The following is an 11,595-nucleotide window of genomic DNA, read 5'->3' as shown; positions in this document are numbered from 1 at the left end:
CCGGGCATCTGCTGCCCGGGGACCCTCCTCGTGGAAGACGGTGGCGGAGCCTAGCGCTCGACCTCGCCCTTGATGAACTTCTCGACGTTGGCGTAGGCCTCGTCGTCGAAGTACTGCACCGGCGGGGACTTCATGAAGTACGAGGACGCGGAGAGGATCGGGCCGCCGATGCCGCGGTCCTTGGCGATCTTCGCGGCGCGCACGGCGTCGATGATGACGCCCGCGGAGTTCGGGGAGTCCCACACTTCGAGCTTGTACTCGAGGTTCAGCGGGACGTCGCCGAACGCGCGGCCTTCGAGGCGGACGTACGCCCACTTGCGGTCGTCGAGCCAGGCGACGTAGTCGGACGGACCGATGTGGACGTTGTCGGCACCCAGGTCGCGGTCGCGGATCTGCGAGGTGACGGCCTGCGTCTTGGAGACCTTCTTGGACTCCAGGCGGTCGCGCTCCAGCATGTTCTTGAAGTCCATGTTGCCGCCGACGTTCAGCTGCATGGTGCGCTCCAGGCGCACACCGCGGTCCTCGAACAGCTTCGCCATGACGCGGTGCGTGATGGTGGCGCCGACCTGCGACTTGATGTCGTCGCCGACGATCGGGACGCCCGCCTCGGTGAACTTGTCCGCCCACTCCTTGGTGCCGGCGATGAAGACCGGGAGCGCGTTGACGAAGGCGACCTTGGCGTCGATGGCGCACTGCGCGTAGAACTTCGCGGCGTCCTCGGAGCCGACCGGCAGGTAGCAGACCAGGACGTCGGCCCGGGTGTCCTTCAGGGCCTGGACGACGTCGACCGGGGCCGCTTCCGACTCCTCGATGGTCTGGCGGTAGTACTTGCCCAGACCGTCGAGGGTGTGGCCGCGCTGGACGGTGATGCCGGTGGACGGCACGTCACAGATCTTGATGGTGTTGTTCTCGCTGGCGCCGATGGCGTCCGCGAGGTCCAGGCCGACCTTCTTGGCGTCGACGTCGAAGGCGGCCACGAACTCGATGTCCTTGACGTGGTACTCGCCGAACTGGACGTGCATCAGACCGGGCACGCGACTGTCCGGGTCAGCGTCCTTGTAGTACTCGACGCCCTGGACCAGCGACGCAGAGCAGTTGCCCACGCCGACGATGGCTACGCGAACGGAACCCATTGACGGTTGCTCCCTGTGTGTTCTCGACGAGGCCTGCGGAGTGCAGGCTTCAGTTGGCGGTGTCGTCGGACGGATCCGGCGGGGTGGTACCCCGATGCCGGGGCAGGCCGTCCGTGTCACCTGATGTGCGGTCACCCGATGTGCGGTCACCGGGGGTGCTGCCGGACGACGTGGTGTCGTGCGGCGGGCCGGAAAGGGGATCGCCGTCGGACCGGCGCTGATCCCGGCCTGCCCGCTCGCTCTCGATGAGCTCGTTCAGCCAGCGCACTTCGCGCTCCACGGACTCCATGCCGTGCCGCTGCAGTTCGAGCGTGTAGTCGTCCAGGCGCTCACGGGTGCGGATGAAGGAGGCCCGCATCTTCTCCAGGCGTTCCTCCAGCCGGCTGCGGCGTCCTTCGAGGACCCGCATCCGTACTTCGCGCTCCGTCTGCCCGAAGAAGGCGAAACGGGCCGCGAAGTGCTCGTCCTCCCAGGAGTCCGGGCCGGTGTGCGAGAGCAGCTCCTCGAAGCGCTCCTTGCCGTCCGCCGTCAACCGGTAGACGATCTTGGCTCGGCGACCTGCGAGCGAGGCGGCGAGCGCGTCCTCGGGGGCGCTGCCCGGCTCCTCGATCAACCAGCCGTTGGTGACGAGCAACTTGAGGCACGGATAGAGCGTGCCGTAGCTGAAGGCCCGGAAGACCCCCAGTGAGGTGTTGAGCCTCTTGCGCAGCTCGTACCCGTGCATCGGGGACTCGCGGAGCAGGCCGAGAACGGCGAATTCGAGGATGCCGGAGCGTCTGCTCATCCTTCGCCTCCCCTGCCGTCCGTGGTAAGTCCCGCCCGCTGTCCTGCACTTATGTCGAACTTATGCCGAGCCGATGTATCGACTCGATACATCCAGACGATAGAACGGCCGCACGTCCGCGACAAGGCCAGTCATGGTGAACGGCGTCACATCATCAATTCGTGGGACGCGACTTGCCTGATTTGAGGTGAACATCGGCACTGGGAGGGTTTTGAGCGTGCGTAGTCTGTGCGGCATGCAAAACACCGGGAGCCGCGTGACGCAAGGGGGCGTCGGTTTCCCGGGGGTAGCTAGGGCGGGCCTGTGGGAGGGCGCGTCCGCATTTCGGGGGGACCGGAACTCAACTGCCGCTTCCAGGCGAACTCGCCTGCCCGAGGAGTAGTCGTTCGATGAGCGAGCACCGTCGCAAGCTTCCGCAACCGCAAGGTGGCGGTCGTGCCGCGGCCAGGAAAGCCGCCCCACAGCCTTCGGGTCGCCGTGCGGCCCCGTCGTCCCACGGCTCTGCCGCAGGGACGCCGTCAGGTTCGTACGGTGGCCAGGAACCCTCCTACGGAGGGAGGGCAGAGGCACGCCGTGCCGCCCAGCGGGGTGGTGGCGGAGGAGGACGCCGCGGAGGCGGAGGCGGTGGCGGCCGGGGCGGCCAAGAGGGTCCCGGGCGTGGCCGCGGAAGGGGCGGAGAACCCCGGAAGAAGAGGTTCATCGACTACCCGCGCTCCATGAAGTACGGGTGGAAGCGGTTCGTGCCGTCCTGGAAGCAGGTCACGGGGCTGTGCATCGGCTTCGTCGGCGCGCTGATGGCGGCGGGCAGCATCGCGTACGCCTGGGTCGAAGTGCCCAAGGTCCACGATGCTGCCAGGGCGCAGAACAACGTCTACTACTGGGACGACAAGACACCCATGGTGGCGACCGGCGGTGAGATCAACCGTCAGGAGCTGGCGGTCGACAAGATCCCCAAAGCCATGCGCAACGCGGTGATCTCTGCGGAGAACAAGACCTTCGACAAGGACCCCGGGGTCGACCCCATGGGCATCCTGCGGGCCGTCGCCAACATGGCCAAGGGGGGCAACACCCAGGGCGGGTCGACGATCACCCAGCAGTACGTCAAGAACTCGATGCTCGGTCAGGAACAGACCCTGACGCGCAAGGTCACCGAACTCCTGATCTCCATCAAGGTCGGCGACAAGGTTCCCAAAGACAAGATCATGGCGGGTTACCTCAACGTCTCGTACTACGGACGTGGTGCCTACGGCCTCCAGGCCGCTGCCCGCGCGTACTTCGACAAGGACGCCGAGAAGCTCGACCCGAGCGAGTGCGCCTTCCTGGCGGCTGTTCTCAAGGGTGCGACCTACTTCGACCCGGCCGGCGCGACGGCCATCGACCCCGAGGCCACCCCGGCCAAGAACAAGGCCCGGGCCAAGGAGCGGTGGGACTGGATCCTGAACGAAGAGGTGAAGGACGGCAGCCTGTCCCAGGCTGAGCGGAGCAGGTATCCGGAGTTCCCCAGGGTCCAGCCGCTGAAGAAGAACGCCCAGTTGGGCGGCCAGATCGGCTATCTGGTGGATCTGGCCAAGGCCAACCTCATCAACAAGAACGACATGGGCATCGACGCCGAGGAGCTGTCCAAGGGCGGCTACCGCATCTACACCACCTTCAACAAAGCCAAGGTGTTGCGGCTTGAGAAGGCCGTGAAGAGCGTCTACGACAAGAAGATCGACCCGAAGAAGCGCCCGAAGTACGACACACACGTCCAGTTCGGCGGTGCCTCGGTCAACCCCAAGGACGGTGCGATCGTCGCCGTCTACGGCGGTACGGACGCCACGAAGCACTTCACCAACAACGCCGACCAGACGGGTGCCCAGGTCGGCTCGACCTTCAAGCCGTTCGTACTGGCCGCGGCCATGCAGCACGGCAAGCGCGACCCCGGCGGGCCCAAGGTCCAGAACTCCACCGAGCGCACCCTCGTCTCCCCCAAGAGCGTCTACAACGGCGACGACAAGCTCAAGATCAAGCAGTACAACGGGTCGATCTGGCGCAACGAGAAGGACGAGGAGTGGCTCCAGACCAACGACGGCCACGAGTCCTACGGACCCATCGACCTCCGCGAGGCGATGCGGGTCTCCGCCAACTCGCCCTACGTGCAGCTCGGCATGGACGTGGGCATCGACAAGGTGCGCGAGACCGCGGTGAACGCAGGGCTCCTGAAGTCCAGCCTCGCCGGAGGCGAGAACCCCTCCTTCTCCATCGGCATTTCCGACCCGAGCGCCATCCGGATGGCCGGTGCGTACGCCACCTTCGCCGCCAGTGGTGAGCAGAACGAGCCGTACTCGGTGAAGGAGGTGCTGAAGGGCGGGGAGACCATCTGGCAGCACAAGAAGAAGTCCACCCCGGACGCGATTCCCTCCAACGTCGCCGACAACGTCACCGAAGTCCTGAAGAACGTCGTCGACAAGGGCACCGGCTCCAACGCGAAGATCCCCGGACGTGAGGTCGCCGGCAAGACCGGCACCACCGACGGCAACAAGTCGGCCTGGTTCGTGGGCTACACGCCGGAACTGTCCACCGCCATCGACATGTACCGGCTGGACGACAACGCGGAGAACAAGCAGCGCGCCTTCCTGGAGATGTTCAACACGGGCGGCGAGAAGAAGATCCACGGAGCGTCCTTCCCGTCCCAGATCTGGCACGACTACATGGTCGACGCCCTCAAGGGCAAGGCTCCGTCCACCTTCCCCGTCCCCGAGCCCATCGGCGAGACGGTCTGGGGCGGCGGCGCCAAGAGCCCGGAGCCCACACCGACCGCACCGCCCACCCAGGCGCCGACGGAGAAGCCGACGGAGAAGCCCTCCAAGACGCCTCCGCCCCCGACGGAGACTTCCCCCTCGCAGACGCCCGGCGGTGGCGGCGACGAGTGCGACCCCTTCGACTGGGAGTGCCACCAGGGCGGCGATCCGGGCGACAACCAGGGCGGCCAGAACGGCGGCGATCCGGGCCGCCCGCCGACGGAGACCCAGCCGCCGCCCGACGGCGGTCAGAACGGCGGCCCGAGCGGCAACGGGAACGGCGGAGGAAACGGGGGCGGCGGCCTCATCGGAGGCTCCGAGTAGCCCCTGGCAGTACCCCGGCCGTGCAAGCCCGGCCATACAGCCGGTCCGGAGGGCCGTCGCACCGAGCAGTACGGTGCGACGGCCCTCCGCCGTGTCCGGGCCGACCGGGGCGTGCAGGGCGGACCAGATCGTGTCGGGCCGGGCCGGCCGTGTCGGGCAGTGCCTGGCCGGGCCCAGGTACCGGCCGATGTCCGGTCCAAGCCGTCCGTCCCGCCGCGCTCACACCCGTACGGCAGGATGTCCCGCATGACGAGCGTGCACGAGGACCGGCCCGTACCCCCCACGCGGCAGGACGAAGTCGCCGCCGCGGGCAGTGAACTCATCGGCGGGCCCATCGGCCGGTGGGCCAGACTCGGCGGCAGTCGGCTCACGCCGGTGCGCGTCGTCGCGCTCGCCGCGATCGGCATGTTCGCCCTCGGCATGGTGCAGAAACTGCCCTGCTACAACTGGGCCTGGTTCCAGGGCACCAGCTCCCAGTACACCCACGCCTGCTACTCCGACATCCCGCACCTGTTCGTCGGACGCGGCTTCTCCGAGAACCTGCTGCCCTACTTCGACCGGCTCTCCGGCGACATGAACTTCCTCGAATATCCGGTCCTCACCGGCCTGTTCATGGAAGTCGCCTCCTGGCTGACCCCGGCCGGCGGCACCCTCCAGTACCGCGAGCAGATCTACTGGCTCGTGAACTGCGGCATGCTGATGATCTGCGCCGTCGTCATCGCCGTCTGCGTCGCCCGCACCCACCGCAGGCGCCCCTGGGACGGACTCCTCGTCGCCCTCGCACCGGCCTTCGCCCTCACCGCCACCATCAACTGGGACCTCCTCGCCATCGCCCTGACCGCCGCGGCGATGCTGATGTGGTCACGCGGCAGGACGCTCGCCTTCGGCATCCTCATCGGGCTGGCGACCGCCGCCAAGCTCTACCCCGTACTGCTCCTCGGGCCACTGTTCCTGCTCTGCTGGCGGGCCGGGAAATGGCGGGAGTTCGGAGCGGCGGCACTCGGCACCGCGGGCTCCTGGCTGCTGGTGAACCTGCCCGTCATGCTCCTGGCGCCCGAGGGCTGGAAGAAGTTCTACACCTTCAGCCAGGAACGACAGGTCGACTTCGGCTCCTTCTGGCTGATCATCACGCAGCGCACCGGGAAGTCCTTCGAGGTCGACGACGTCAACACCTATGCCACCCTGCTGATGGTCCTGCTGTGCGCCGGCATCGCCTGGCTCACCCTCGCGGCCCCGCGCCGCCCGCGCTTCGCCCAGCTCGCCTTCCTGGTCGTCGCCGCGTTCATCCTCACCAACAAGGTCTACTCCCCGCAGTACGTCCTGTGGCTCGTCCCCCTCGCCGCCCTCGCCCTGCCCCGCTGGCGCCATCTCCTGGTCTGGCAGGCCTGCGAAGTCATGTACTTCCTCGGGATCTGGATGTATCTCGCCTTCACCACCAGCGGCGACAAGCACCAGGGGCTGCCCACCGACGGATACCAACTCGCGATCGTTCTGCACCTGCTGGGCACGCTGTACGTGTGCGCGGTGGTCGTCCGCGACATCCTCCTGCCCGAACGGGACGTCGTACGGCGCGACGGCTCCGACGACCCCTCGGGCGGCGTACTCGACAGAGCCCCGGACGCCTTCGCCCTCAGCCAGGAGGCCCGCCGGCCCACGTACACGGTGCAGCAGGTCCAGGGGCCGCGCGTCCAGTGGGGCACCCAGCGGAGCGGCAGTACCGCGTCCGACTGACCCGACTGCCCCGAGCGACCCGACCGACCCGCCGTACGAGAAAGGGCCGCCCGCACGATTCCGTGTGGGCGGCCCTTGTCACTGTTTCACGTGAAACATGACGTCCTGGAGGGACTCAGCGGTCCACCAGCCGGTCGAACTGCGTCGTCGTGTGCCGCAGGTGAGCCACCAGCTCCTCGCCCACCTTCGGCTCGGTCGCATCGGACGGCACGAAGAGGATCGACACCTGCATGTGCGGCGGCTCGGCGAACCACCGCTGCTTGCCCGCCCACACGAACGGCGCCAGGTTCCGGTTCACCGTCGCCAGTCCGGCCCGGGCCACGCCCTTGGCCCGCGGCATCATCCCGTGCAGCGCCTTCGGCGCCTCCAGGCCCACCCCGTGCGACGTACCGCCCGCGACGACCACCAGCCAGCCGTCGGACGCCACCTTCTGCTGCCGGTAGCCGAACCGGTCGCCCTTGGACACCTGCGTCACGTCGAGCACCGAACCCCGGTACTCCGTCGCGTCGTGGTCGCCGAGCCACAGCCGCGTACCGATCCGCGCCCGGAACCGGGTCTGCGGGAACTGCTGCTGAAGCCGCGCCAGTTCCTCCGCCTTCAGGTGGCTGACGAACATCGTGTGCAGCGGAAGCCGCGCGGAACGCAGCCGGTCCATCCACGCGATGACCTCCTCGACCGCGTCCGAACCGTCCGTACGGTCCAGCGGCAGATGCAGCGCGAACCCCTCCAGACGTACGTCCTCGATCGCGGCGTGCAGCTGCGCGAGCTCCGACTCCTTCACCCCGTGCCGCTTCATCGAGCTCATGCACTCGATGACGACCCGGGCACCCACCAGGGCGTGCACCCCGTCCACGGACGACACCGAACGGATCACCCGGTCCGGCAGCGGCACCGGCTCCTCGCCCCGCCGGAAGGGGGTCAGGACCAGCAGGTCGCCGCTGAACCAGTCCTTGATCCGGGCCGCTTCGTACGTCGTCCCGACGGCGAGGATGTCCGAGCCGAAGCGCGTCACCTCCTCCGCGAGACGCTCGTGTCCGAAGCCGTAGCCGTTGCCCTTGCAGACCGGAACCAGGCCCGGGAACTGCTCGATCACGGACTTCTGGTGCGCCCGCCAGCGCGCGGTGTCGACGTAGAGAGTGAGCGCCATGAGCCGGTCCGGAACCTTTCCCGTTGCTGCGGTGTATCAGAGGTATGAAACGTACGAGGGCCGCGAGGGCCGGGACATCAGCGGCGCGACATGTAGACGTCGAGCGCCTTGTGGAGCAGCTTGTTGAGGGGGAAGTCCCACTCGCCCAGGTACTGGGCGGCCTCGCCACCTGTGCCCACCTTGAACTGGATCAGGCCGAAGAGGTGGTCCGTCTCGTCCAGCGAGTCGGAGATGCCGCGCAGGTCGTAGACCGAGGCGCCCATCGCGTACGAGTCGCGGAGCATCCGCCACTGCATCGCGTTCGAGGGCCGGACCTCTCGGCCGATGTTGTCCGAGGCACCGTAGGAGTACCAGACGTGCCCGCCGACCACCAGCATCGTGGCCGCCGAGAGGTTCACCCCGTTGTGGCGGGCGAAATACAGCCGCATCCGGTTGGGGTCCTCGGTGTTGAGGGCCGACCACATGCGCTGGAAGTACTCCAGCGGGCGCGGCCTGAAGTGGTCGCGGAGCGCCGTGATCTCGTACAGCCGCTGCCACTCCGCCAGGTCCTGGTATCCGCCCTGGACGACCTCGACACCCGCCTTCTCGGCCTTCTTGATGTTGCGTCGCCACAGCTGGTTGAAGCTCTTGTGGACATCTTCCAGCGACCGGTTCGCCAGCGGCACCTGGAAGACGTAGCGGGGCTGTGCGTCACCGAAACCGGCACCGTCGTCCTCGCCCTGCTGCCAGCCCATCTTCCGCAGCCGGTCCTGGACCTCGAAGGCACGCGGCTCGATGTGGGTGGCCTCCACGTCCCGCAAGCGCTTCACATCCGGGTCCTGGATGCCGGACTTGATGGCCGCCGCGTTCCAGCGGCGGATCACCACGGGCGGGCCCATCTTCACCGAGAACGCACCCTGCTGCTTCAGGTGGGTGAGCATCGGCTGCAGCCAGTCGTCCAGATTCGGGGCGTACCAGTTGATGACCGGACCCTCGGGCAGGTAGGCCAAGTACCGCTTGATCTTGGGAAGTTGGCGGTACAGGACCAGGCCGACGCCGACCAGCTCACCGGTCCTGTCGAACCAGCCCAGACTCTCCGAGCGCCATTCCGCCTTCACGTCGGCCCATGCCGGAACCTGCATGTGACTCGCCGCGGGCAGGCTCTGGATGTACGCCAGATGCTGCTCTCGGCTGATGGTCCGAAGGGTCAGGCTCGTCATGCGGGGCGCTCCTCGGCAGGTGTGTCCCCATGGGGTCAGGGGCTCCGGCTCTCGCGCCGAAGCCTACTGGGCCGAAGGAGCGCCCCGCCCGGCCCTGTCCGGCCGGGATCGGAGCAGGTGTCAGCCCAGGACGCCCCCGAAGAGCCCGCCGTGTGCCATGCCGAGGAAGAAGCCGATGGCCGAGGCACCCAGACCGAGGATCGTCACGAACCTCTCCCGGGTCGTCGCGGACACGAACATCGCGTACCCGCCGACGAGGATGCCGATCAGTCCCGCCCAGGAACTCAGCAGGTGGAGGTTGTGGAACATCGCCGTCACCAGTGCCAGCAAGCCCAGTACCAGCGTCACCCCCATCAGGGTGTCCTGGAGCGGGTGGGGTTTCCCGTCGGTCGCGAAGAGAGAGATGGACGAGCTGCGTCGCATTGCCTGTGCCATGAGGCACCTCCTGGCAGAAGGCGGCGCACTGTAGCGCCGCTCACCCCCGATGTGTACAGATTGCGTCCCCTCCCGGCCCGATTTCAACCGGAAGCCTCTCTACGGGTAGTCTGGACGGTCTGCACCGGTGTCATCCCTGCCTTAAACGTCTCAGCGGGTCTTTTCCCGCGGGATTGTCAGTGGCAGCCGATACCGTTGCGTACGCATCACGACCCTCCTGCCACGGAACGACCGTGGCCGCTGAGTCCAAAGGAGGTGGGTTCCACATGCGTCACTACGAAGTGATGGTCATCCTCGACCCCGATCTCGAGGAGCGCGCTGTCTCCCCGCTGATCGAGAACTTCCTCTCCGTCGTCCGTGAGGGCAACGGAAAGGTCGAGAAGGTCGACACCTGGGGCCGTCGTCGTCTGTCCTACGAGATCAAGAAGAAGCCCGAGGGCATCTACTCGGTCATCGACCTGCAGGCCGAGCCTGCGGTCGTCAAGGAGCTCGACCGACAGATGAACCTGAACGAGTCGGTCCTCCGGACCAAGGTCCTCCGCCCCGAAATGCACTGAACCTCGGTTCAGCGTTAATCGGGTCCGAGTAGCACCCACCAGCAGCACCACAGCAGTCCGCAGCAATCCCCGCCGAGAGGTTCACCCATGGCAGGCGAGACCGTCATCACGGTCGTCGGCAATCTCGTCGACGACCCCGAGCTGCGCTTCACCCCGTCCGGTGCGGCGGTCGCGAAGTTCCGTGTCGCGTCCACTCCCCGCATCTTCGACAAGCAGACCAACGAGTGGAAGGACGGCGATGGCCTGTTCCTCACCTGCTCGGTCTGGCGTCAGGCGGCGGAGAACGTCGCGGAGTCGCTTCAGCGAGGCATGCGCGTCGTCGTGCAGGGCCGGCTGAAGCAGCGGTCCTACGAAGACCGTGAGGGCATCAAGCGCACGGTCTACGAACTGGACGTCGAGGAAGTCGGCCCCAGCCTCAAGACCGCCACGGCCAAGGTCACCAAGACCACCGGTCGCGGTGGCCAGGGCGGCGGGTACGGCGGCGGTGGCGGCCAGCAGGGTGGCGGCGGCAACTGGGGCGGCGGCTCCGGTGGCGGCCAGCAGGGCGGCGGAGCTCCCTCCGACGACCCCTGGGCCTCCAGCGCGCCGGCCGGTGGACAGCCGCAGCAGGGCGGGGGTGGCTGGGGCGGAAGCTCCGGCAACTCCGGCTCCGGCGGCAGTGGCGGCGGCGGTGGCTACTCGGACGAGCCGCCCTTCTAAGGCAGCTCGAACTCCCACTTCTTGATCACACAGGAGAAACACCATGGCGAAGCCGCCTGTGCGCAAGCCTAAGAAGAAGGTCTGCGCGTTCTGCAAGGACAAGACCCAGTACGTGGACTACAAGGACACGAACATGCTGCGGAAGTTCATTTCCGACCGCGGCAAGATCCGTGCCCGCCGCGTTACCGGCAACTGCACGCAGCACCAGCGTGACGTCGCCACGGCTGTGAAGAACAGCCGTGAGATGGCGCTGCTGCCCTACACGTCCACCGCGCGATAAGGGAAGGGTGACCGACAGATGAAGATCATCCTGACCCACGAGGTCTCTGGCCTCGGCACCGCCGGCGACGTCGTTGACGTCAAGGACGGCTACGCTCGCAACTACCTGGTTCCCCGTGGCTTCGCGCTGCGCTGGACCAAGGGTGGCGAGAAGGACGTGGCGCAGATCCGCCGCGCCCGCAAGATCCACGAGATCGCGACCATCGAGCAGGCCAACGAGATCAAGGCCAAGCTTGAGGGCACGAAGGTCAGCCTGGCTGTTCGCTCCGGCGACGCCGGCCGTCTCTTCGGCTCCGTGACCCCCGCCGACGTCGCTGCCGCGATCGTCGCCGCCGGTGGTCCGAAGGTCGACAAGCGTCGCGTTGAGCTCGGCGCCCCGATCAAGACCCTCGGTTCGCACCAGGTCTCCGTGCGTCTGCACGACGACGTGGCCGCGAAGCTCGGCGTCGAGGTCGTTGCTGCCTGAGTGCAGCACGCCCCGGCCTGAGAAGGTCTGAGCAGAAGGAAGGGCCGCATCCCCCCGGGGA

At 67.4% G+C, this 11,595-nt stretch carries 11 protein-coding genes; 6 read left to right on the top strand and 5 right to left on the bottom strand.

Annotated features, from left to right (window positions below; translation table 11 throughout):
* Positions 1–50: 50 nt before the first annotated feature.
* The gene (locus tag ACWGIG_RS30965) at positions 51–1,133 is read right to left on the bottom strand and encodes an inositol-3-phosphate synthase (RefSeq protein WP_453324997.1); all 1,083 of its coding nucleotides are present in this window, start codon (positions 1,131–1,133) and stop codon (positions 51–53) included.
* 49 nt (positions 1,134–1,182) lie between these two features.
* On the bottom strand, positions 1,183–1,917 hold the full coding sequence (locus ACWGIG_RS30960; RefSeq protein WP_453324996.1) for a helix-turn-helix transcriptional regulator: 735 nt from the start codon (positions 1,915–1,917) through the stop codon (positions 1,183–1,185).
* A gap of 389 nt (positions 1,918–2,306) precedes the next feature.
* On the opposite strand from ACWGIG_RS30960, the gene ACWGIG_RS30955 reads away from it, so the two are divergent.
* Together ACWGIG_RS30955 and ACWGIG_RS30950 are read left to right on the top strand one after the other, a co-directional pair.
* Positions 2,307–5,021: a transglycosylase domain-containing protein gene (locus ACWGIG_RS30955; RefSeq protein WP_453324995.1), complete on the top strand. Its 2,715-nt coding sequence runs from the start codon at positions 2,307–2,309 to the stop codon at positions 5,019–5,021.
* A gap of 246 nt (positions 5,022–5,267) precedes the next feature.
* A complete protein-coding gene (locus ACWGIG_RS30950) occupies positions 5,268–6,752 on the top strand; it encodes a glycosyltransferase family 87 protein (RefSeq protein ID WP_453324994.1) in 1,485 nt (494 codons plus the stop codon).
* A gap of 115 nt (positions 6,753–6,867) precedes the next feature.
* Here ACWGIG_RS30950 and ACWGIG_RS30945 read toward each other — a convergent pair whose 3' ends face one another.
* The 3 genes from ACWGIG_RS30945 to ACWGIG_RS30935 form a co-directional block, all read right to left on the bottom strand.
* Positions 6,868–7,899, bottom strand: a complete 1,032-nt coding sequence (locus tag ACWGIG_RS30945) for an alanine racemase (RefSeq protein WP_453324993.1) — start codon at positions 7,897–7,899, stop codon at positions 6,868–6,870.
* 77 nt (positions 7,900–7,976) lie between these two features.
* Complete coding sequence (locus ACWGIG_RS30940; protein ID WP_453324992.1) at positions 7,977–9,098, bottom strand: lipid II:glycine glycyltransferase FemX; 1,122 nt, start codon at positions 9,096–9,098, stop codon at positions 7,977–7,979.
* 120 nt (positions 9,099–9,218) lie between these two features.
* Complete coding sequence (locus ACWGIG_RS30935; RefSeq protein ID WP_453324991.1) at positions 9,219–9,533, bottom strand: hypothetical protein; 315 nt, start codon at positions 9,531–9,533, stop codon at positions 9,219–9,221.
* A gap of 266 nt (positions 9,534–9,799) precedes the next feature.
* Here ACWGIG_RS30935 and rpsF point away from each other — a divergent pair, with 266 nt between their 5' ends.
* The 4 genes from rpsF to rplI all read left to right on the top strand — a co-directional run bounded on the left by rpsF (position 9,800) and on the right by rplI (position 11,534).
* The gene (gene rpsF, locus ACWGIG_RS30930; protein ID WP_016644628.1) at positions 9,800–10,090 is read left to right on the top strand and encodes a 30S ribosomal protein S6; all 291 of its coding nucleotides are present in this window, start codon (positions 9,800–9,802) and stop codon (positions 10,088–10,090) included.
* Positions 10,091–10,177: 87 nt separating this feature from the next.
* Positions 10,178–10,789, top strand: a complete 612-nt coding sequence (locus tag ACWGIG_RS30925; protein ID WP_453324990.1) for a single-stranded DNA-binding protein — start codon at positions 10,178–10,180, stop codon at positions 10,787–10,789.
* Positions 10,790–10,832: 43 nt separating this feature from the next.
* Positions 10,833–11,069: a 30S ribosomal protein S18 gene (gene rpsR / locus ACWGIG_RS30920; protein WP_003967857.1), complete on the top strand. Its 237-nt coding sequence runs from the start codon at positions 10,833–10,835 to the stop codon at positions 11,067–11,069.
* An 18-nt stretch (positions 11,070–11,087) separates the two neighbouring features.
* Entirely contained in the window at positions 11,088–11,534 is a 447-nt protein-coding gene (rplI, locus tag ACWGIG_RS30915; RefSeq protein ID WP_453324989.1) for a 50S ribosomal protein L9, read from the top strand.
* Positions 11,535–11,595 lie beyond the last annotated feature (61 nt).

Source organism: Streptomyces sp. NPDC054863 (assembly GCF_053610825.1).
The sequence above is the reverse complement of the archived record's forward strand: the minus strand, read 5'-3'. Positions and strand labels throughout refer to the sequence as shown.

Excerpts from the sequence above, each read along its gene's own strand:
- ACWGIG_RS30960 (WP_453324996.1), bottom strand. The coding sequence starts at position 1,917 with ATGAGCAGACGCTCCGGCATCCTCGAATTCGCCGTTCTCGGCCTGCTC.
- ACWGIG_RS30945 (WP_453324993.1), bottom strand. The coding sequence starts at position 7,899 with ATGGCGCTCACTCTCTACGTCGACACCGCGCGCTGGCGGGCGCACCAG.
- ACWGIG_RS30940 (WP_453324992.1), bottom strand. The coding sequence starts at position 9,098 with ATGACGAGCCTGACCCTTCGGACCATCAGCCGAGAGCAGCATCTGGCG.
- ACWGIG_RS30925 (WP_453324990.1), top strand. The coding sequence starts at position 10,178 with ATGGCAGGCGAGACCGTCATCACGGTCGTCGGCAATCTCGTCGACGAC.
- ACWGIG_RS30950 (WP_453324994.1), top strand. The coding sequence starts at position 5,268 with ATGACGAGCGTGCACGAGGACCGGCCCGTACCCCCCACGCGGCAGGAC.
- ACWGIG_RS30965 (WP_453324997.1), bottom strand. The coding sequence starts at position 1,133 with ATGGGTTCCGTTCGCGTAGCCATCGTCGGCGTGGGCAACTGCTCTGCG.
- ACWGIG_RS30935 (WP_453324991.1), bottom strand. The coding sequence starts at position 9,533 with ATGGCACAGGCAATGCGACGCAGCTCGTCCATCTCTCTCTTCGCGACC.
- ACWGIG_RS30955 (WP_453324995.1), top strand. The coding sequence starts at position 2,307 with ATGAGCGAGCACCGTCGCAAGCTTCCGCAACCGCAAGGTGGCGGTCGT.
- rpsR (WP_003967857.1), top strand. The coding sequence starts at position 10,833 with ATGGCGAAGCCGCCTGTGCGCAAGCCTAAGAAGAAGGTCTGCGCGTTC.
- rplI (WP_453324989.1), top strand. The coding sequence starts at position 11,088 with ATGAAGATCATCCTGACCCACGAGGTCTCTGGCCTCGGCACCGCCGGC.
- rpsF (WP_016644628.1), top strand. The coding sequence starts at position 9,800 with ATGCGTCACTACGAAGTGATGGTCATCCTCGACCCCGATCTCGAGGAG.